This is a genomic window from Neobacillus sp. B4I6, from assembly GCF_050434045.1.
GTDB lineage: Bacteria > Bacillota > Bacilli > Bacillales > Cytobacillaceae > Neobacillus.
This window is the reverse complement of sequence record NZ_JBNPWB010000002.1, coordinates 3,762,727-3,783,614: the sequence shown is the minus strand read 5'-3', so window position 1 is coordinate 3,783,614 and position 20,888 is coordinate 3,762,727. Positions and strand designations below refer to the sequence as shown.

22 protein-coding genes and 1 pseudogene are annotated in these 20,888 nt (G+C 36.2%); 18 read left to right on the top strand and 5 right to left on the bottom strand.

The window, feature by feature from the left end:
• Positions 1 to 22: 22 nt before the first annotated feature.
• Positions 23 to 793, bottom strand: coding sequence for a transporter substrate-binding domain-containing protein (locus tag QF028_RS20870; protein WP_429468415.1), 771 nt, complete (start codon positions 791 to 793; stop codon positions 23 to 25).
• Positions 794 to 2,108: 1,315 nt separating this feature from the next.
• On the opposite strand from QF028_RS20870, the gene QF028_RS20865 reads away from it, so the two are divergent.
• The 4 genes from QF028_RS20865 (at position 2,109) to QF028_RS20850 (ending at position 3,737) form a co-directional block, all read left to right on the top strand.
• On the top strand, positions 2,109 to 2,243 hold the full coding sequence (locus QF028_RS20865) for a BA3454 family stress response protein (protein WP_429468413.1): 135 nt from the start codon (positions 2,109 to 2,111) through the stop codon (positions 2,241 to 2,243).
• 164 nt (positions 2,244 to 2,407) lie between these two features.
• Positions 2,408 to 2,566: a hypothetical protein gene (locus QF028_RS20860; protein WP_215003844.1), complete on the top strand. Its 159-nt coding sequence runs from the start codon at positions 2,408 to 2,410 to the stop codon at positions 2,564 to 2,566.
• Positions 2,567 to 2,729: 163 nt separating this feature from the next.
• Positions 2,730 to 3,191: a hypothetical protein gene (locus QF028_RS20855; protein ID WP_429468410.1), complete on the top strand. Its 462-nt coding sequence runs from the start codon at positions 2,730 to 2,732 to the stop codon at positions 3,189 to 3,191.
• A 195-nt stretch (positions 3,192 to 3,386) separates the two neighbouring features.
• Positions 3,387 to 3,737 carry a recombinase family protein gene (locus QF028_RS20850; protein WP_429468407.1) on the top strand — a complete coding sequence of 117 codons (351 nt, stop codon included), beginning with the start codon at positions 3,387 to 3,389 and terminating at the stop codon, positions 3,735 to 3,737.
• Between the two features lie 61 nt (positions 3,738 to 3,798).
• On the opposite strand, the gene QF028_RS20845 is transcribed toward QF028_RS20850, so the two are convergent.
• Entirely contained in the window at positions 3,799 to 3,966 is a 168-nt protein-coding gene (locus QF028_RS20845) for a hypothetical protein (protein WP_429468405.1), read from the bottom strand.
• A gap of 370 nt (positions 3,967 to 4,336) precedes the next feature.
• Between QF028_RS20845 and QF028_RS20840 the strand changes: the two are divergent.
• From QF028_RS20840 to QF028_RS20825, 4 genes and pseudogenes are all read left to right on the top strand, one after another.
• Positions 4,337 to 4,534 (top strand): annotated as a pseudogene (locus tag QF028_RS20840) (transcriptional regulator); the annotation flags it as partial.
• A 43-nt stretch (positions 4,535 to 4,577) separates the two neighbouring features.
• Complete coding sequence (locus tag QF028_RS20835; protein WP_429468401.1) at positions 4,578 to 5,060, top strand: SRPBCC family protein; 483 nt, start codon at positions 4,578 to 4,580, stop codon at positions 5,058 to 5,060.
• A gap of 74 nt (positions 5,061 to 5,134) precedes the next feature.
• A complete protein-coding gene (locus QF028_RS20830; RefSeq protein ID WP_429468399.1) occupies positions 5,135 to 5,533 on the top strand; it encodes a DoxX family protein in 399 nt (132 codons plus the stop codon).
• Between the two features lie 39 nt (positions 5,534 to 5,572).
• Positions 5,573 to 6,103 (top strand): SRPBCC family protein, encoded by a 531-nt coding sequence (locus QF028_RS20825; protein WP_429468397.1) that lies wholly within the window; start codon positions 5,573 to 5,575, stop codon positions 6,101 to 6,103.
• Between the two features lie 260 nt (positions 6,104 to 6,363).
• Here the strand turns inward: QF028_RS20825 and QF028_RS20820 are convergent, their stop codons facing one another.
• A complete protein-coding gene (locus tag QF028_RS20820) occupies positions 6,364 to 7,263 on the bottom strand; it encodes a helix-turn-helix domain-containing protein (protein WP_429468395.1) in 900 nt (299 codons plus the stop codon).
• A 127-nt stretch (positions 7,264 to 7,390) separates the two neighbouring features.
• Between QF028_RS20820 and QF028_RS20815 the strand changes: the two genes are divergently transcribed.
• The 3 genes from QF028_RS20815 to QF028_RS20805 all read left to right on the top strand — a co-directional run bounded on the left by QF028_RS20815 (position 7,391) and on the right by QF028_RS20805 (position 10,634).
• The gene (locus QF028_RS20815; protein ID WP_429468392.1) at positions 7,391 to 8,257 is read left to right on the top strand and encodes a sugar phosphate isomerase/epimerase family protein; all 867 of its coding nucleotides are present in this window, start codon (positions 7,391 to 7,393) and stop codon (positions 8,255 to 8,257) included.
• A gap of 416 nt (positions 8,258 to 8,673) precedes the next feature.
• Positions 8,674 to 9,486 carry a sugar phosphate isomerase/epimerase family protein gene (locus tag QF028_RS20810; protein ID WP_429468390.1) on the top strand — a complete coding sequence of 271 codons (813 nt, stop codon included), beginning with the start codon at positions 8,674 to 8,676 and terminating at the stop codon, positions 9,484 to 9,486.
• Positions 9,483 to 10,634 (top strand): Gfo/Idh/MocA family protein, encoded by a 1,152-nt coding sequence (locus tag QF028_RS20805; protein ID WP_429468388.1) that lies wholly within the window; start codon positions 9,483 to 9,485, stop codon positions 10,632 to 10,634. Before QF028_RS20810 ends, QF028_RS20805 begins: the two co-directional genes overlap by 4 nt.
• A 381-nt stretch (positions 10,635 to 11,015) precedes the next feature.
• On the opposite strand, the gene QF028_RS20800 is transcribed toward QF028_RS20805, so the two are convergent.
• Positions 11,016 to 12,263: an NAD(P)-dependent malic enzyme gene (locus tag QF028_RS20800; RefSeq protein ID WP_429468386.1), complete on the bottom strand. Its 1,248-nt coding sequence runs from the start codon at positions 12,261 to 12,263 to the stop codon at positions 11,016 to 11,018.
• A 98-nt stretch (positions 12,264 to 12,361) separates the two neighbouring features.
• Entirely contained in the window at positions 12,362 to 12,508 is a 147-nt protein-coding gene (locus tag QF028_RS20795) for a hypothetical protein (RefSeq protein ID WP_429468384.1), read from the bottom strand.
• 364 nt (positions 12,509 to 12,872) lie between these two features.
• Here QF028_RS20795 and QF028_RS20790 point away from each other — a divergent pair, with 364 nt between their 5' ends.
• From QF028_RS20790 to QF028_RS20760, 7 genes are all read left to right on the top strand, one after another.
• Positions 12,873 to 13,004 carry a hypothetical protein gene (locus QF028_RS20790; RefSeq protein ID WP_429468382.1) on the top strand — a complete coding sequence of 44 codons (132 nt, stop codon included), beginning with the start codon at positions 12,873 to 12,875 and terminating at the stop codon, positions 13,002 to 13,004.
• 157 nt (positions 13,005 to 13,161) lie between these two features.
• Entirely contained in the window at positions 13,162 to 13,674 is a 513-nt protein-coding gene (locus QF028_RS20785) for a DUF3189 family protein (protein ID WP_215003840.1), read from the top strand.
• Positions 13,675 to 13,687: 13 nt separating this feature from the next.
• A complete protein-coding gene (gene proC, locus QF028_RS20780) occupies positions 13,688 to 14,491 on the top strand; it encodes a pyrroline-5-carboxylate reductase (protein ID WP_429468379.1) in 804 nt (267 codons plus the stop codon).
• 245 nt (positions 14,492 to 14,736) lie between these two features.
• Positions 14,737 to 15,159, top strand: coding sequence for a response regulator (locus QF028_RS20775; RefSeq protein WP_214713293.1), 423 nt, complete (start codon positions 14,737 to 14,739; stop codon positions 15,157 to 15,159).
• Position 15,160: 1 nt separating this feature from the next.
• On the top strand, positions 15,161 to 16,201 hold the full coding sequence (locus tag QF028_RS20770; protein ID WP_429468376.1) for a HEAT repeat domain-containing protein: 1,041 nt from the start codon (positions 15,161 to 15,163) through the stop codon (positions 16,199 to 16,201).
• Positions 16,201 to 17,613, top strand: a complete 1,413-nt coding sequence (locus QF028_RS20765) for a glycosyltransferase family 2 protein (RefSeq protein ID WP_429468373.1) — start codon at positions 16,201 to 16,203, stop codon at positions 17,611 to 17,613. The genes QF028_RS20770 and QF028_RS20765 overlap by 1 nt, the downstream gene beginning before the upstream one ends.
• Complete coding sequence (locus QF028_RS20760) at positions 17,610 to 20,867, top strand: hypothetical protein (protein ID WP_429468371.1); 3,258 nt, start codon at positions 17,610 to 17,612, stop codon at positions 20,865 to 20,867. The genes QF028_RS20765 and QF028_RS20760 overlap by 4 nt, the downstream gene beginning before the upstream one ends.
• The last annotated feature ends 21 nt before the right edge of the window (positions 20,868 to 20,888 follow it).

Here is a 20,888-nt window from a genome sequence, read left to right as displayed (position 1 = left end):
CGCGCCTTATAATCTTGTTTTTTTATTCACCAAGATAAGATTTTACGATTTTATCATATGTTCCATCTTTTTTAAGCTCTTCTATACCTTTGTTAATTTTTTTCAAAAGATCCTGGTTTTGTCCTTTTAATACAGCAATTCCATATTGGTCTCCATTTAAACGGTCACCCACGATTTTTAAACCAAGGTCTTTTTGGGCAATTGCGTAAGAGATTACAGGATAATCTTCAATAAGTGCATCTGCATTTCCGTTTGCTACTTCCTGGAACATGGCAGGACTATCGTTAAATTGAACAACTTTTATTCCTAGTTTAGCAGCATTATCCTGTGCATATTTTGCACCAGTTGTCCCTTTTTTTACTGCTACAGTTTTTCCTTTAAGGTCATCCGCTGATTTAATATTAGAATTATCATTTTTTACAATGACTGTTAATCCTGCATCGAAATAAGGTGTTGAAAAATCTACAATTTTCTTTCGTTCATCCGTAATACTCATTCCTGCAATAGCAACGTCCAACTGATTAGCTTGCATGGCAGGGATAATTCCGCCGAAATCCATTGGAGAAAGTTCGAGTTTAAAACCTTGGTTTTTTGCAATGGCATTGATTAAATCGATATCGATACCTTTATACTGATCTCCTTCTTTAAATTCAAACGGAGGATAAGTGGTATCTACACCAACTTTATACACCTTATCATTGTTTTCTTTGTCGCCTGCTGTCTCTTTACTGCCACAAGCTGCGATAAAGATGGTAAGAATTAAAAATAAACTAAAAAAACCTAATTTCTTCATTTAATCCACTCCTAAATTTTTAATTATTCTTTTTATTCGAATATAAAGCGTTTACATTTTTTTGTATAGCACAGTTACAAAATATAAAAAAGTATAAATTATTGGAATATAAATTCCTAAATTACTATTATTGCTTTGGAGTTTTGACGATAAATTTATGTATTTTATGAAAAGCTAAGTAGATACTAAATCATTTCATCATTTTGTTCACCACCAAAAAGTGAGAAATATTTTTTAAAATAATAATATTCTAATTAAATACAATGCACACAGAAATATGAGTTATTACGTAAAAATATCAAATGCACCCTTAGGCAGCTTCTTGTTAATTATGTTCATTTAAGCTGCTAAAAAAATTTTTTTATCCGAAATAGATAACTCTCTAATTAAAGGTGTCCCCAAATTAATTTTTAGGATTTTTTGAAGGTTGCCCTTCGGATTCGATAAGAGTTGCGGACTCTCCATTTAATGGTGTACCACTCCTTTCATGGCCGCATACGTATTTGTTAAAGCAGTAGATGAATAAATTTCATCAGAAAGCAATTCTTGAAAGGGCCTTGATGGGCACCGGCAATGGTTAATGAAACGAGACTGTAATCAATTCTACTGATAACCTCATCACAGGTAGGTTTAGAAATTAGAAACTTACAAATATTGTTAAGTGCTTTTATATTTCTTCTCTCTAAACGTAGTTTTAATTTATAATAGGAACTACATAATCATACGGAAAACTACAAAAATCTACAGAAATAATTTTAAATTTTCAAAAAAGTAAGTCTAGTTTACAAATTTCGGTGTATATAGGAATACAGTTCATAGAATCTGCCGAGAGAATTAATTATCTAAATGATTTAATACTTGAAAAGAAGGGGGAAAAGGTGGCGATAACTTCAAAGCCTTACCTATCTGTATTAATAAATAAGTAAGAAATCCATCTTATCAAAGGTGGCTTGTTTACTTTGGGGAAATTTAGTTTGAAGGATAGTCGGCCTTTTTTAGTTTTTATATTTCGACATTTTTCTGCATTCTAAGAAGTGTAACAAAATACATAAGAGATTAGAATCATAAAAAGTTTGTTGATTTTATTGACTTTGCCAGTCATTACCGTTGCTAGTGAGTAAATTAATTTTTGTTAAGTTGAGAATTTGTCAAATCTTGACCTTTTTTTTAGCTTTAATCACTTTCATTTTATTTGTAAAATAAAAAAAAGTTAAAAAACATTTATAGGGATAACTAAATGAAATTGGATTTATTAGAGAAGTGGAATGAACAAAGAGTGAGAATTATTAGAATTATATAAAGGAGATAGAACAAAATGTATAAGTATACAATCTATGTAACACATAAAGGTAAAGTTTATCAAACCAACGTAATAGCTGCCAAAAATCAAACAGAAAATGAAGTTTATCGTATAGCAAAAGAACAAGTTATGAAACAATGGGCAAATTAAATGGGATCCTGGGATTAAAAGGATTTCGAATGGAACTTCCACTTGAGGAATAGATTTTGGATAGCTTCCTTTACTTGAATATCCCGCTGCCAATAGCGGCTTTGAAGGATTTTATGAAGAATATTAATTATATATAAATTATAATAAGAGGAGATGGTGGGTTTATGAAGAATACTAATAACCTTACTATAGAGGAGTTGGAAAGACGTATTGCTCATTTTGAGGATCGTCTTACGGATTTTATTATTACCGAGGAACAAAGAGAGTTAATCAAAGAAAGGTTAAGGGAACTAAAGAACGCTAAAGAGTGCAAGGCTTCCTAAACTTTTTAAAAAAAATAATACATATAAATTAAAGAGCATTATCTTTTTAAGATAGATGCTCTTTTTTGTAACCGCATTTTATTAACCTAGTCTATACCTCTCACCGACACCAAGGGAATACAACATAGTTGACATTATGTTGCAAAACTCCAATTGGAAGGTATTGTTTGAAAGTGGTCGTTATATTACTTCTTCTTGCGGCTATTATGCAGCTGAGGTATTAGATATTAAACAAAATCATGGTAAATATTTTTGTGTGGTTCGCGGGGGAAGCCATCATTTTAGACTTCCGGCAGCTTGGAAGCATAGTCATCCTTTTACAATCGTACCAGTAGAAAAATGGTCATATCCTTTCAAACGTCCTGAAGTAAACAGGGCTGTGATTACAGTGACAGGGGGGTTGTGTACTCCTAATGACGTACTTGCAAGGGATATACTAGTTACAAAAGTACGGGTTGGAGATATTATTCTTTTCAGTTATACGGGAGCGTATGGGTGGTCTATTTCTCATCATGATTTTCTTAGCCATCCACACCCAAAGCATCTTTACATAGAATCTAACTCTATTATTAGTTCTGATACAAGAATGGAAGAACAAAGAAACGAATTTTATATATTCTCTTGAATAATCTATGAAGTAACATCTAGAGGGCCTTTAAAAATTGAAGAAAGAATGATGACTATACCCAATAAGGGATACTTTAAAAATTCTTTCTTGGGTTTTTTTATGTGCGCTTGGCAGCGCTTCGCTCTAATGGGTGAAAGTCCCTAACATGCCGTTGTGGCGGAAATGTATAGCTAACAGGCAGTTGGAAAAGCTATGTTTGGAATGATTGCCCTATTTGCAGAATTTGAAAAAAATCTTATTCAAGAGCAGACAAGGGCGGGCTTAGAAGCTGCCAGAAAAAAAGGACATACAGGCTGCAGACCACCATTAAGCCAAAGCCAAAAAGGTCCAGCTGAGGATATAGAAGAGAATAAAATTAAACTCTTGACTATTGACTCCTATAAAGAACTTAAAGAAATCCCCTTAGATACAGTTGAATATTACAAAATTGAAAATAAAAAGGGTAACAGATTTGGTCTTTTTCAGTACATTCCACATGTATTAAGTCTTGGAGAAGTTGACATTAAAGATGTGGATTTTATAAATTGGAACAAACCACAATAAAAAAATACTTATGTCTTATTAAACTAACTGGGTGCTTAAGTTGAAGGTTTTAGCTTCTTTTTTAATTACCATTATTTTTATTTTGTTTATTTTGCTTATATATATAATCAATCCTATTCATTGTTCTATAACCTAAAATACCAAGTAAAATTGAATATATTGTTGTTAAGAACAAACCAAGAATGGCAATCCAAAATAATGATGTAAGCTTGGTTTTTTTATTGAACATACTTAATAACCTCCGTAAAATAATTGTTATTATCTTTTACTTATTAAGGGAGATTATTCGAATTAATCAAACTGGGTATTATAGTTTAAAATTTATAAGCTGCGTCTGCAGCTTTTTTTGTGCCCAAGTAAAACCGAATGTAACTTAAAAGATATTTTGTTACATTCAATTTTCCTAAAATACTAGACTTAGCCGAAAACGGTATAGTATGTAACTTTTTAAAAATTAAGTTACATTTCTTTTGTTGAAAACAATGGTGTTACTGATTCGATTTTTTGAATGGAACGTTTGAAGGAACATGATACATTCAGAATGATACGATTTTTGCAAAGAGAAAAAGGGGAAATTTTGATACTTATATACCTGTATTGTACTTAATAATGCCGGGCTGGTAGAGGTGCAGGCGATGGCCAATCGACGGATCTACAAACTGAGGGCCGAGCCATTCAAAGAGCTTGATTCATGGTTAGAGTCTTACCGCCACATCTGGAACGAGAGATTCGACCGCTTAGACGATTACCTGCAGGATCTGCAAAGTAAGGAAGTGAACCATGACGACAAGCAATAGTCCTGCAAAAGTACATTAAAAAACGAAATAGGAGGAAGAAATCATGGCAAAAGGCCAAACCACGAATAACACTTTTACGTCTGTAGAAGATCGGGAACTCATTATCAATCGTGTCTTTAATTCTCCATGTGATCTGGTATATAAGGCTTGGACTGACCCTAAACATTTACCGCATTGGTGGGGACCAAAAGGCTTTACGATTACGGTTCAAGAAATAGACGTAAAGCCAGGCGGTGTATGGCATTACGTCATGCACGGTCCCGATGGTGTCGATTATGACAATAAAATCGTCTACATCGAGGTTGTAAGCCCCGAACGACTCGTTTATTCCCATGGCGGAGGTGAAGAGGACGAACAATTTCAAGTGACTGTAACGTTTGCAGAGCAAGGAAATAGGACCGAGCTCACCATGCGGATGCTCTTCAAGTCTGCTGCCGAATTAGATAAGGTGATCAAGGAGTACGGCGCTATTGAGGGAGCAAAATCCACGCTTGATCGCCTTGAGGAACAATTGGCGAAGATTTAAGGAACAAAAACACACCAAAATAGGAAATTTGCAATATGCGATTATTATACAAAACTAAGGGAGGAACTGAGTAAATGAAAAAAATAAAAATTATATACTGGATTTTTACAGGGCCGTTGGTGGCATTAATGATTTTTGGTTCTATTCCGGATATAATGTCTGTTCCCGATGCAGTTGCTTTATTTAATCATTTAGGCTATCCAACCTACCTCCTACCCTTTCTCGGAATTGCCAAACTATTAGGTGTTGTGGCGATACTTATTCCTGGCTTTCCGAGAATTAAGGAATGGGCTTATGCAGGTTTTGTATTTGATTTAACGGGTGCTATGTATTCAAGCATATCTGTTGGTGACCCTGCTAGTGGATGGCTGCTTTTTATTATCGGCTACATTTTGATAGCCGGCTCTTATATTTTCCATCACAATAAAATAAAATCCGCTTCATTAAGTAGTAAGAATAGCTTAACAATATAACTAAAATGCAACAACCTACACATTTAAGGAGGAACTGAAATGTCAAAGGAAAATGTAATAAACTCCACAATAATGAACACTGATGAATGTGAATTGGTTATCACGCGTACCTTCGATGCACCACGCGAGCTGGTATTCAAGATGTGGACCGATCCTGAACATCTGAAGCACTGGTGGGGACCGAAAGGCTTCACGATAGATGTAACTAAGTTCGATCTCCGCCCAGATGGTGTCTTTCACTACTGCATGCGATCCTCTGATGGGTACGAAATGTGGGGCAAGTTTGTTTATCGCGAAATCATTGCACCAGAGAAAATCATCTTCATCAATTCATTTTCTGATGAAGAGGGCAATACGATCCGTGCACCATTTAGCCCGATCTGGCCGCTAGAAGTATTAAATACACTGACACTTTCAGAAAATGAAGGCAAAACCACAATCATCCTTCGAGATGGTCCTCTAAATGCATCTGAGACAGAAAGTAAGAGATTTGTGGAAGAGTTTGAATCAATGAAGCAAGGTTTTGGCGGAACCTTTGATCAGCTCGACGATTACTTGACTAGAGTGTGACGAATTGGATAATAGCTGCCTTGTGTATCAAAGAAAAGCACCGATAATTGGTGTTTTTTCTTTTGGTTGAAAGTCTAGATCGTTTTATGATTTCAACTTCGATCACTTTGTAAAAAGAACTGCCAATCCTCAACAATCTGGCCCGATACACTAAAAAGACGCGTTCCTCAATAAACGCGCCCGATTGTTACACAAGTTTATAATTACTTTACCTATTAAAAACCTTCTGATTATGAATTCTTGAGACAAAGAAGGTGCATTTACTCTTGTTTTTCTATGATTGCCAGATTCTTGTTATGTTGCTTGCAGTAAGCCCTTGGGCTAATGCCATATACGTTTTTAAAGCGACGATAAAAATTAGTATAATCGGAAAAACCACACTGAATAGCTACCTGTTGTGGAGTTACCCCAATATTGAGCAAGCGCTGTGCATGTTGTAATCTTTTTTGAAGAAGATAGCGATAAGGAGGACATCCCACAAGACGTGTAAAATCCCGTGTGATCTGATAGCGGCTTACATAAAACTTTTTTTTCAATAATTCTAAGGTGATTGACTCCGCAAAGTGTTGTTCCATATAATCTAATACTTGCCTCACCAGCTGTGCAGCAGGATCAAACAAAGCGGGCATCTGAGCTCCTTCAATTGAAGCTCGGTTGATTAGAAGAAAAAACTGAGTAAGAAGCGTTTGTTCTGCAAGAGAAGTACCAAACCGCGTACCATTTTGTTCATTTAACAGCCCTTGAAAAATGTAGTCTATCTCACGCTTTTGTGCTTCAGAAAGTTGGTATAGGTTTGTATATGTAGGAGACTGAGTATCAAAACAGGTTGCCAAATTACATTCTGAAGTTGACAAATCTGCTAATAAACTAGCATCAAAACGCAATCCGATGCGTTCAGCGTAACCACCAGTTTGATGGCAAAGTTGGTGGAATTCAAAGGGTGAGATAAGTAACAACGTACCAACACTCAATTGATACTTTCGCCCTTCTATAGCATTTAGCATGTTCCCAGAAAGGGAGAAAAAAGCTTCATAGTGATCGTGATAGTGTAGGGCATTGCCATGCCGCGCAGAACTTACCCTATGGCGAACTGCATATTTCACCCCAGTTGGCAGAGAAATAGTATCCATTTCATATTTTAAAGTCTGCTTCGTTGACATAATATTCTCCTTTTGCTCAAAAAGCAATGTTTTTGCAAGGTTTAACAATGTAAAGAAAATAGCTCCACTTCTATAATTCTATTGTAACCTTTAGCAGGTTTCAACATTTAAAGAAAGGATGATAACAATGAAAAAAGGCCAAATTGGTGTACAGATGATGATGCTTAAAGATAAAGTGGCTGAGTCTGGAGTTTATAATGTTTTAAAAAGAATCTATGAAATAGGCTACAATGCCGTTGAGGTTTCACAAATTTCTATGACTGAAGAGAATATACAAGAGATGAGAAGGGCCATGAGTGATTTTAATATGAAAATTGCTGCCATGTCTTGTGGTGTTGCAGATATTGCAGAGGATCAAAAATATCCTGGAGACACCTTAGAACACGACTTTGATAAAATTGTTAAAGATTGTAAAGCCGTTGATTGTACTATTTTGCGTATTGGTATGTTGCCAGTTAACTTTATGGGATCAAAAGAAAAAGCATTGGAGTTTGCATCCATTTGTGATGAATATGCAAAACGGCTAAAAAAAGAAGGAATTGACCTTTACTATCATGCTCATAACATGGAATTTGCCCGTTATGACGGACATTTTATGCTTGATTTAATGCGCGATAATACAGAATATCTTGGATTTGAGTTGGATGTTCATTGGATTTGGCGAGCAGGATTGAATCCAATAGACATTATTCCTCATTATGCCAATCGAATCCGAGCCATTCATTTAAAGGATTATCGTGTTGGAGAAATAAATATGGACAATTATCCTGGGGAAGGCATGCAAAAACTGTACTACATGCTTCATTTAATTACACAATTTGCAGAAGTTGGCGAAGGAACCTTACGTATAAAAGAAATTATCGAAACCGGTTTAGCTAGTGGTAGTGAATATTTCTTCGTAGAGCAAGATGAATTATATGGGAAAGATCCATATGATTGTTTAATTACGAGTCGTAATAACTTAATTGCAATGGGATATGAAGACTGGTTTTAATCAACCTCTTGCTCATTATTGAACTAAATCGATTTGTGTTCTTATTTTTCTATCAAGGGACAAAATTGCTAGGTAATAAGTCGATTTTTTCATTTTTTTCAAGGTTGTTACCGGATTTTCCATGAAGGAATATGAGATGGGATGCTGGCTGAACCAAGCGAAGTTTTTATTGGAAATGATACCAGACATCTCATTAGCTGAAATAAAAGCTGTATCAGACTAACAAAGCCATGCGAATTTTAGCTGTTATTTGAAGGAAAAGGTTGGTATGCCATCCGATTCGTAAAAACAAACTGCATCATCGAGTTTTATAAACAGGAGGTTACCAAAGGTAATGAATCAGGATTTATTAATTTCCGGCTTTTCAGACGAAATCTCAGCCAGTTTTGACACCCAGCTGGAGGTAGTTAGGAAACTTGGAATGCAATATATTTCGTTGCGCGGAATTAATGGGAAAAAACATCGGTGATTTTTCTGTAGAAGATATAAAGGGAAAAGTCCTGCCACGCCTGCAAAAATGGAATGTGGGTGTTTCTTCCATCGGTTCGCCAATCGGTAAAGTGTTTATCAATGATGAAGAAGGATTTGAAAAGCAGAAAAAGATGCTCGACACTCTTTGTCAAATATGTCATGTACTAGATTGTAAATATATCCGTATATTCAGCTTCTATATTCCAAAGGGAGAAGAAGCGGATCCATATAAAGATGAAGTCGTTAATAAACTAAAACAACTTGCTGAGATTGCAGAGAAATACAATATCATTCTACTGCATGAAAATGAAAAGGATATTTTCGGAGATATTTTACGACGCTGTCATGAAATACTGAAAGTGGTTAATTCCTCGTATTTTAAAGCCATTTTTGATTTTGCAAACTTTGTTCAATGCGGTGAAGATACGCAAAAGTGCTATGATTTGCTGAAGGGTGAAATCATTTACATTCATATTAAAGACGCTGTTACAACCGATAATCAAAATGTTGTATGCGGTACTGGAGAAGGGAAAATCCCTGAAATTCTATCACAAGCGATTAGAGGCGGATATAAAGGCTTCTTAACATTAGAGCCGCATCTCGTTCTGTTCGATTCATTAAAAGATCTAGAGCTTGAAGATGCTACAGAAATCATCAAGGATAACAAAGGGCTTGATGGCGAAGGCGGATATAAGCTGCAATATGAGTCACTCTTAAAAATTCTTGAAAATATAGAAAGCAAGGAGAAGGCAAAATGAAAAAAATTCGATTAGGTATTATAGGAATTGGTCAACAAGGTGGCACCTACGCTGGATTTATTTCTGAAGGAAAAGTAAAAAATATGGAGATCGGTGCAATTTGTGATATTGATCCAGCCAAAAAAGCCATGTGTGCTGAAAAATATCCAAACGTGCCTTTCTATGAAAACTATATTGATATGCTTGAAAGCGGCAATGTCGATGCCATTGTAACAACGGTTCCCCACTATCTGCATGCAGAAATGGGTATTGAAGCCTTAAAAAGAGATATCCATGCATTGCTTGAAAAACCAGCAGGCGTTTATACAAAACAAGTAAAAGAAATCAATGAATTTGCTGCAACAAAACCTAATTTAACATATGCTATTTTCTTTAACCAAAGAACAAATCCGCTTTATCAAAAGGTAAAAGAAATTGTGGATAATGGCGAGATCGGTAATATCCGCCGTACAAACTGGATGATTACAAACTGGTGGAGACCACAAGCATACTATAATCAAAGCGCTTGGAGAGCAACATGGGGCGGAGAAGGCGGCGGCGTTCTTGGTAACCAGGCACCGCACCAAATTGACTTGCTGCAATGGATTTGCGGTATGCCGAAAAAGGTTTCTTCAAATCTTAAATATGGCTATCAAAGAGACATCGTAGTAGAAGATGATGTAACAGCTGTTCTGGACTATGGCAATGGCGCAACAGGTGTGTTCATTACATGTACACATGATGTTATTGGTACAGATCGCTTTGAAATCACCGGTGATAAAGGAAAAATCGTTGTCGATGACAGCAAGAAAGTTACAATTAAGTGTTTAAAAGAGTCTGAAAATGAAATGAATGCCAAAATGAGCTGGGCAGATGCCGCGAATCTCTTTAGGGGCGGCGGTTTTGATGATCTCTATGATGAAGAAGTTCTAGAGTTTACAAGTGTATGGGGCGAACAGCATATTGCTGTATTAGAAAACTTTGCTGCTAACATCTTAGATGGTACACCACTTATTGCACCAGGAAGCGATGGCATTAATGGGGTCGCCCTTGCAAATGCGATTCACCTTTCCAGCTGGTTAGGCAAAGAAGTAGGACTTCCAGTTGATGAAGAAGTTTACTTGGCTGAGCTGAATAAAAAGATTGAAACTGAAAAAAACAGTAAATAAGACAGTTTGAACTAAAAGTAAAAAAATAAAGGGGCTGTCCCAAAAGCAGAACAGCCCCTTTCTACAGGGAGATGGTCACATGCTGAAAGCAGCCATCATAGGACTTGGGGATATCACTAAAATACACATACTTATTTATGGTACGGTTCTCCACTATTAATGCAAAATTACATCCTCAACAATCTGGCCCTTTTAATGGAATAACATGACTGGCGTTTTTAAACAACTTTATTGTCATTCAACATTAAGGCAATTAACATGATACTGATTTTAAGAAGCAAAAAAGCCTGATCCTAATTGTATACAGGCTTTTTACTTGTTCGTCAATATGTACCCTTACGAATAATATGAGATCTTAGTTTATCGTTAATTAGGACTGGATTATACTAAAGCAGGTCGTTTTTCATCTGCCAACGCTAATAAGCGCTCTTTCACTTTTTCCGCATTAACAAGCTTTTGCGAAACACCTGTTTCCATTGCTGCGTTAGCAACGGCTTCTGCTACATGAGCCGCCACTCTACGGTCAAATGGATCTGGAATCACATAATTAGCGTGAAGATCTTCATCTGCAATTAATCCGGCAATCGCATAAACGGCTGCCAGTTTCATTTCTTCGTTGATTTCTTTGGCGAAAACGTCCAAAGCACCGCGGAAAATACCAGGGAATGCTAGTACGTTATTGACCTGATTTGGAAAATCAGAACGACCTGTTCCGACGACGAGTGCTCCAGCTTCAATTGCAATTTCAGGCATGATTTCAGGCACCGGATTTGCCATAGCAAAAATGATTGAACTATGATTCATTGAACGAACCATTTCTTTCGTGACGACACCTGGGGCCGATACTCCCACAAACACATCTGCTCCCACAAGAGCATCTGCCAATGTACCTTGTTTTTTTTCTTTATTGGTGATACAAGCCATTTCCTCTTTAAATGGATTCATTCCGAACGGGCGTCCTTCATAAATGATTCCTTTTGTATCACATAAAATGACGTCTTTTACACCCATATGCAGCAGTAACTTGACAATCGCCACGCCGGCAGATCCGGCACCGTTTGCGACAACGCGAATCTCTTCTAACTTTTTGTTTGCTAGTTTCAAAGCATTGATTAACCCAGCCGCTGTTACAATTGCTGTACCGTGCTGATCATCATGGAAAACTGGAATATTACAAATCTTTCGTAGCCGATCTTCAATTTCAAAGCATTGTGGTGCTGCGATGTCTTCTAAGTTCACTCCGCCAAAAGTCGGTTCCAATAATTTAACGACCTCCACAATCTTGTCCGGATCTGTTGTATCTAAGCAAATCGGGAATGCATCCACATCTGCAAACGATTTGAATAACAATGCTTTACCTTCCATGACCGGCATGGCAGCTTTCGGGCCGATATTCCCAAGACCGAGTACGGCTGTTCCATCTGAAACAACGGCAACAAGATTCCCCTTCATGGTGTATTCATACGCTTTGCTTTCATCTTCATAAATTTCCAAGCATGGATCCGCTACACCTGGAGAATAAGCGAGACTTAAATCTTTCGCATTGCGTACTGGAACTTTTGAATGAACACCAAGCTTTCCTCTATTTTCCTTGTGCATCTTTAATGCTTCTTCACGTAAAGTTGACATACAATGTCTCTCCTTTTGTTTAATTTAATAGATATTTGTTTTAGTAAACAAAGAGTTAAAAAATTCTCAGACCTCCTGGTAAAGATCTTAAACAGTAGCTAAGCAACATAATGATCATTAAAGTAAACAACCTCGGAAAGAATCCTGTAGTCTTGAATGTTCTCGCAAGCTTCTCTTGCTTCGTTTTCTGCGTTAAATTCAAACATGGTAATATTTTCCTTTGAATAGACGGTGATTACCCACATGAAAAGCTTCCCCCATTAAAAGATGATTTTCCCCCTTTTTCATAACATGTCCAAGGGTCAACAAAAGCAATTAGGAGCAATAGGAAACAAAATGAAAACAAGTGAAACTTCCATCAGTGGGATCTTACTGCCCGTTAATTCGGGATAAATCTTATTGAGCGCTTTCATATTTGTTCTAAAAAAGGATAATTTTAATTTATAATAAGAACTACTAAAAACTACAAAAACTCACCAAAAAATAAGAATTTAAAAAAATGATTGTTTTAATACCAGTTAGTTCTTTGGGTTTAAGGACGGGAATTGATAATTCATTTGTAACAATCATAAAAACCACGAAATACATTCCAGGATAAAATGCCAGTCAATGAAATCTAAAACAGAATGGAAATCGATATGTTTTGGAAAAAAGTTTTCTGTAAAACCTTCTCTTATCACGGTCATTCGATGGGAAATGGAGCGGAAATCAACAGGCCAGTTAGCAGGGACAATCAATTAATAAAAATCGGGATTTTGAATCAGACAAAATGAAAAATTGCCGAGAAAATGAACCTTTTCTCCACAATCTGAGAAGTTTATCATTTTGTGACTGTAACAAGAATTGGCAGTTGCTTATTTGTGCATAATAAACATAGTAAAAATAAAAGGATGATACCATGATTTATATCTATAATGATTTTGGCGGGACACATACAACTTCTATAGCAGCGGCCTATCATTTAAAACGATTACCACAATCTGAACGGAAACTTACGAAAGAAGAAATATTAAATGTGAAATATTTTAATAAATTAACAAAAGACGATTTTGGGAAAATTATTTTCCATGGGATCGATGAAGATGGACATTCTGTATACACTATTGGACGGAAAAGGAACAAATATGTGGTTCCTGCATTAAAAGAAATGTGTTTATTGCTGCAAGAGAAGTTTAAATTTGATGAGAAAATTGTCTTCTCCAATACTTCACCAACGGTGCCTTTTGCAATGTCTATGGGGGGATTTTTCTCAAGAGGTTTAAAAATTGATTTTATCGGTGTGCCGTTATTAGTTATTGGTGCAAAACAATGCTGTGATAATATATATAGGTTGGTTGAAAATACAAAAGAAATAGGGAGAACTACGTACGCAGAAAATATAATCGTACTGGAGAATGAAATGTATAAATAGGTGGGGAGTTAACATGAAGAAAAAAATAGGTTTTATTGGAGCTGGAAAAATGGCTCAGGCTATGATAGGGGGAATTGTAAATTCACAAATGATTCCAAAAGAAAACATCATGGCTAGTGCGAATACAGAAAAAACGATTGAAATAATTGAACGAACATACGGTATTATTACTTCATTAAATAATAGGGACGTTGCTAGGTTTGCAGACGTACTCATACTTGCTGTTAAACCCGATCTCTATGACACTGTCATAAAAGAAATAAATAATGATATAAAGGAGTCTGTAATCATTGTAACGATTGCAGCCGGAATTACATTAATAGATATTGAACAGTCGTTTGGATTCCAAGTAAAGGTTGTTCGAACAATGCCTAATACTCCTTCTGTGGTCGGAGAAGGAATGAGTGCAATTTGTGCAAATGAATATCTCTCCGAAAACGAGTTAAATGAGATCGAGAGTGTGTTCCACACCTTTAGTAAAACCGAGCGTCTAGATGAAAAACTAATGGATGCCGTACCTGCAATCAGTGGTTCCTCACCAGCATATGTTTATATGCTAATAGAAGCTATGGCAGATGGGGGAGTAAGGCAGGGAATACCTAGGGATCAGGCTTATCGACTAGCTGCTCAAGCCGTACTGGGTGCAGCAAAAATGGTTCTTGAGACTGGAAAACATCCTGGTGAACTTAAGGATAATGTATGTACCCCAGACGGTGCAACGATTGAAGCAGTTGTTACCCTTGAGGAAAAGCAATTTAGAGGATCGATATTGGCAGCAATGGACAGCTGCACAAATAAAGTAAAAAATCTTATATAAGCAGCAATTTCGGGATCCATTTGATGGATCCCTTTTTTCTACATTCAAAATCAGGGGAATTCGACGAAAATTAGTATTTTTCGACACTTTCTGTATTTTACGCGTGACACATGGTTTTATTAATAATAAACTTTAGATTCATTCAAACTGTTAGAAAAAAAGGGAATAGTAAAAGCAATGAATCAAATACCGCGAAGGTCTGTTCATCATAAGGGAATGATCTTCAATCAGGGAGTAGAGCGTTTATGGGCTTAATTAATGAAATTACGAAAAAAACCTTGTTCATTTCGGTTATTGATGATGATGCGATTATTCGAACAATACTAATGAGAATACTCAAGGTAATGGATTTTAATCATTACGAACTGAACCTTGAAGCATTTGAAAATGGTCTACAATTTTTTGAATCCAAGCGCTTAGCGGAAAAAGGAGATCATTTTTTAATACTAGATGGTGTCATGCCTGTCATGGATGGAATAGAAATCCTCCAGAAAGTAAAAAAAATAGAAAATAGAAGAAATATTCATGTCCTTATGTTGACAGGGAGAAAAAGTGAAACGGACATTGAACGTGCATTAAAGCTTGGAGCAGATGATTATATGACCAAGCCTTTTAGTATTAAAGAACTTCAATCTAGGATAGAACGTTTAATCAAAGGGATGAAATAGAATGCTGAGAAATGAGTTATTTTTCCTAACAATTCTAACGATAACCATTTTAGGGTTATTAATGGTTTTACTAATATACTTAACGATAAGAAAAGCAATAGATATTAAAAACAGAAAGGCGATTGAACAATATATAGAAAATTATCAATCCATCCTTTTTACGATGCTTATGGAGGGAGGATATTCTAGGGGAATGAATCCTAAATCAGTTCTTGAACGGAAAGCCACCGAAAAACTTCTAAGCATGTATAGTAAAGTTTTAGAGGGCGAGGATGAAAAGAAACGTTTATCAGAATTAGCATCCATGTATTTAGCAGAGTATTATCATAAGCAGCTTAAAAGCAAAAAGTGGAGTCAACGGATGAATACCCTCTATCATATTGAGGATTTCAAACTAAGCCTACTTATAGATGATATACATAAGCTATCCCAGAAAAAACGAATTTCCCATGAAGAACTTATTCATACCTTGAGAATCCTAGCTTTATTTCAATATGAAAATTTATTTGAAATGCTGACAATCCACTACAATTCTTTATCTGAATTCGAGTATCGTAATATCTTAGTACGACTCGAGCAACAACAATTTGAACAGTTTATTCTACATTTTCATAAAAGCAGCCCACCATTACAAAAAGCAATTCTTGATGTAATTTCGATGAAAAAAGAGATTAATTATCTATCTTTTCTTGAAAATATTTTTTCTACCTGTAAAGGGGAAATCAAGCTGAGAGCCTTAAAGGCATTAACGGAAATTGGTTATGTAAAAAATTCAGATCCCTATTTAGAACTTTTATATTCCACCAAGTGGGAAGAAAGAATGGTAGCCGCTAAACTTGTGGGTTCATTAAAAGAAGTAAAAGGTATATCGAGATTGATTGAACTTTTACATGATCAAACATGGTGGGTTCGATCGCAGGCCGGCCAAGCAATCTGTCAATTTCCAAATGGGCCGAGATTTTGCGTGAAGTATTTGAAACATCAAAGGATGCATTTGCCAAGGACATGGCTTGGGAATGGCTTCATAAAGGGGTATAAATAATGATAATTTTACACTGGGGAGATGTTGTAACTGCTTTTGCTTGGTTTATTGCAGTTTATATGGTAATTGTCATTTCTTTCTACTCCGTTATTTTGGTTATTTCCTTTTTCCAGCTTCGGAAGGAATACCAACTAGACAGAGTTCAAGCTTATGAAGATTACTCGGATGAATTTTATACCAAACCTGTTTCAATTATCGTACCTGCTTACAATGAAGAAGCAGGTATTGTTCAGAGTGTACGCTCATTATTAAGTGTTAATTATCCTACATTTGAAGTGGTTGTGGTGAACGATGGGTCAACTGACCATACGCTTGAAAAAGTGATTGAACACTATGGTATGAAGGAAATAAAAAAAGTGGTTAGAAAACAGGTGGAAACAAAACCAATTGGCAGGATATATCAGTCAGACGTTTTATCAAATTTGTTTCTTATTGACAAGGAAAACGGGGGAAAAGCGGATGCGCTTAATGTCGGTCTTAACTTTTCCCATTACCCTTATTTTTGCTCTTTAGATGGCGACTCAGTTCTTGAGCCAGATGCCTTTTTAAAGGTGATGAAGCCTATAATAGATTCAAATGAAGAAGTTGTTGCCTCAGGTGGGAGTGTTCGAATCGCGAATGGCTGCCAAATCATAAACGGACATATTCAAAAAATCGGGTTATCCAATAAACCATTGGTCGTAATGCAAATCATCGAATATTTACGAGCTTTTTTGATGGGGAGAATTGGCTTAAGCCGTCACAATCTTTTATTAATTATTTCTGGGGCGTTTGGTGTCTTTTCCAAGCACTGGGTGATTGCTGCAGGTGGTTATAAAACAGATACGGTTGGGGAAGATATGGAATTAGTCGTGAGAATCCATAGACTCTTAAAAGAAAAGAATACAAAGAAAAAGATTGTGTATGTTCCTGACCCTGTTTGTTGGACTGAGGTTCCTGAAGACATTACATTCTTACGAAGGCAGAGGAGACGCTGGCATAGAGGACTATTTGAAAGTTTATGGACTCATAGAAAGATAACATTTAATCCAAAATACGGATCGATTGGTCTTATATCTTTTCCATACTTCTGGATTGTTGAATTTTTGGGTCCAGTTATTGAATTATTAGGATATCTTTTTATGATCCTTTGTTTATTTTTGGGCGGGATCTATGTTGAATTTTCTATTTTGTTGTTTCTTCTTTCCTGTTTATATGGGTCTATTTTTTCTATGACTGCTGTTCTTTTAGAAGAATGGAGCTTAACAAGGTATCCAAAAGTAACAGATATCATCAAGCTATTTTTATACTCTTTAACTGAAACTATATGGTACAGGCCTATGACCGTACTCTGGCGATGTGAGGGAATATGGCAAATGATAATCGGGGATAGAAGTTGGGGAGAAATGAAGAGAAAAGGTGTTTCCAAATGAAAAAACCCATCAATTTAATCATTTATACAATTCTATTTTTTATTATTTTGACATGCCCTTTTTGGTTATGGCAAATTCAGCCTGTGAAAAAATTAAACGTATTAATTGTCGACAAGACTGTGCCAAATCCTTCCTACAGAGAACATAAGGGGCTTGTTTGGATATTAAACAATGCTAAATATTATAAAAATGGACAAAGACCTTATTCGGTGATCGATGACTATAAGGGGTTTGAACCAAAAGAAGGACAGAAATATACGATTGCCCCCCTTCCTAAGGACTTAAAAAAATATGATGTTTTCTATTTAACAGACCAATACGGGGTTTATAAAGAAGAGTTTTTCGGACAGAATCTGTCGGGAAAAAGGTCCGAAAAAATATACGGCGGACTTAAATCAAGCGAAGTCAATCTAATTGAAAAAGCACTTATCCAGTCAAAAGGAAAAACATTAATAGCTGAATTTAATACCTTTGCGAGCCCTACATCAGAAACCGCCAAAGCTGAGATTTCTAATTTACTAAATGTAGAATGGTCTGGCTGGATTGGACGATTTTTTTCGGACCTTAAAAGTACGGAAGTACCTGAATGGGTAAAGGAGAATTATGAGGAACAAAACAAGAAATGGTCCTTTACTGGTGAAGGGTTCGTTTTTGTCAGTAAAAATAATTATGTAGTTGTCATAGGGGAAAAGGATGTTCATGATGAGGGGCTTCTTTTTCAATTAACAGATAAAGGAAAGAAACATTTTACACGCGATATTCATGGGAAGTATACCTATTGGTTCGATATTATTGATGCTAAAGATAAGGATGAAATAATAGCAGCTTATCAGCTGCCAATATCAAAGCAAGCAAAGGAAACGCTTAAAAAATATGGTATACCAACCCATTTTCCTGCAGTTATTTATCACGAAAATGCTAAGTATTCCTCCTATTATTTCTCAGGAGATTATGCAGACGAATCCGAGGTTCCTGAAATTTACCAAACAAAGGGCTTGGATACATGGAAAAGGAATGTTGGAGCAAAGAATTCTTTTTATTGGAAATCATACGTTCCAATGATGAAGGACATCTTAGAAAATGGATTGCACCACATTGCAAATCAAGAAAAAGTAGAAGTGGCAGACCGTGATGGAATAAAGTCAAATAGCCAAACAGGAGATTCCTATATACAGGTTCAAAAGAATGGAAAATGGGAGAATCTATTAATCAAGGGCGTGAACATGGGGATTGGAAAGCCAGGATATTTTCCTGGGGAGACGGCAATTACCAAGGAAGAATACTTCCGATGGTTTAAAGAAATTGGCGCAATGAATGCCAATGCCATCAGAATTTATACTCTTCACCCGCCACAATTTTATGAAGCCTTTTATGAATATAACCAAATTGCTAAAAAGCCGCTCTTCCTATTTCATGGTACATGGGTTAATGAGGAAAATCTCATCCAAACCCAAGACGCTTTTGCCAAAGTTAATCTAGAGGATGCGAAGCTGGAAATTAAAAATATGATAGATATAATCCATGGAAAGGCTAAGCTTCCTGCGCGGTCTGGTCATGCTTCTGGAGTTTATAAATATGACATTTCAAAATATGTCCTCGGAATAATTGTCGGCACAGAATGGGATCCTGCTATGGTTATGAACACAAATGAAAAGTATTCAGCTATCGGTCAATTTACAGGGGATTACTTTAAAACGGAAAGAGCAAATCCCTTTGAAGTCTGGCTGGCTGGTTTAATGGACTATGCCGCTGATTATGAAGCCGATAAATACATGTGGCAGCATTCGATGAGTTTTACTAACTGGTTAACCACAGATATGTTAAAGCATCCTGCTGAACCTCTTGAGAATGAGGACATGGTTTCGGTTAATCCCAATCATATTAAAGCATCCAAGTTGTTTTCTTCAGGTTTATTTGCATCCTACCATATATATCCATACTATCCTGACTTTCTAAACTTTGAAGAATCGTACCTTAACTATGTTGATAAGACTGGGAAGAAAAACAATTATGCCGGCTATCTGAATGAACTGCGTGCTGCCCATCAAATGCCAGTACTTGTTGCTGAATTTGGTGTGCCAGCTTCTAGAGGCTTAACCCATAAGAACGCTTATGGGATGAACCAAGGGTTTCATTCGGAAGAGGAACAAGGGAATATTAATAAGTATCTATATCAATCGATTGTTTCAGAAGGCTATATGGGTGGGCTTGTCTTCGCCTGGCAGGATGAATGGTTTAAACGGACATGGAACACGATGGATTTTGATAACCCAGACCGAAGACCATACTGGAATAACATGCAAACAAATGAACAGCATTTTGGTTTAAAAGGTTTTGAACCAGTAAAAAAGGAACAAGAAATCATTGTTGACGGTGTCTCTATGGATTGGGACTTAGCTGGAGTTAGGAATAGTTATCTTACAAAGGATAAGAAAGACACTTTAAAGGAAGTTCGGTTTTCTTCGGATAATGGGTATTTGTATTTTCTTCTAAAATATATTCGTCCCGTTGATTTTAGTAACCAAGGAACTTTCCTATTACTCGATACCATCAATAAGCAAGGGCAAACTAATATACCATTAGCAGGTAAGAGTTTTATAAAAACAGACTATGGAATTGATTTTTTAATAAAACTTACAGGAACTAATAATTCCAGAATCATGGTTGATAGCTATTATGATACATTCTATTATCAATATGCTCAGCTTTTGAAGATGATTCAGGAGCAGCCATATGCTAAACAAAAGGATAATGGAGTGTTTCATCCCATTAGACTTGCTCTTTTTAAGAAATTAACTATTCCTTCCACAAAAACAATTATTCCATTTGAGAGCTACGAGACGGGAAAACTGAAGTTTGGGAATGCCAATCCAAAGAATAAAGAATTCGATTCATTAACGGATATAAGTATAAGTAATGATATGAAGGTTATTGAAGGTAGAATTCCATGGCAGCTATTAAATGTGAAAGACCCTAGTTTAAGAGAAGTAATGGGAAATGTGTGGGAAAGTGGTTTGGCAAGCAGCATTGAAACAAGCGGAATTAGGGTGGCTATTGTGACAACAGAGAATGGGAAGGTCCAGCAGTCATTCCCTAATTTAACTAATAATCAGCTGCATCAAACCGATGCATTTTTCTACAGTTGGAAAAAGTGGGAGGAGCCAGCCTTTTATGAACGGTTAAAAAAATCTTATGGAATCATGAAAGAGGCCTTTCGAACGGCGGAAATTAAGGATGGTAAGAATACAAATTAAAACGCTGGCTCACCAGAACCA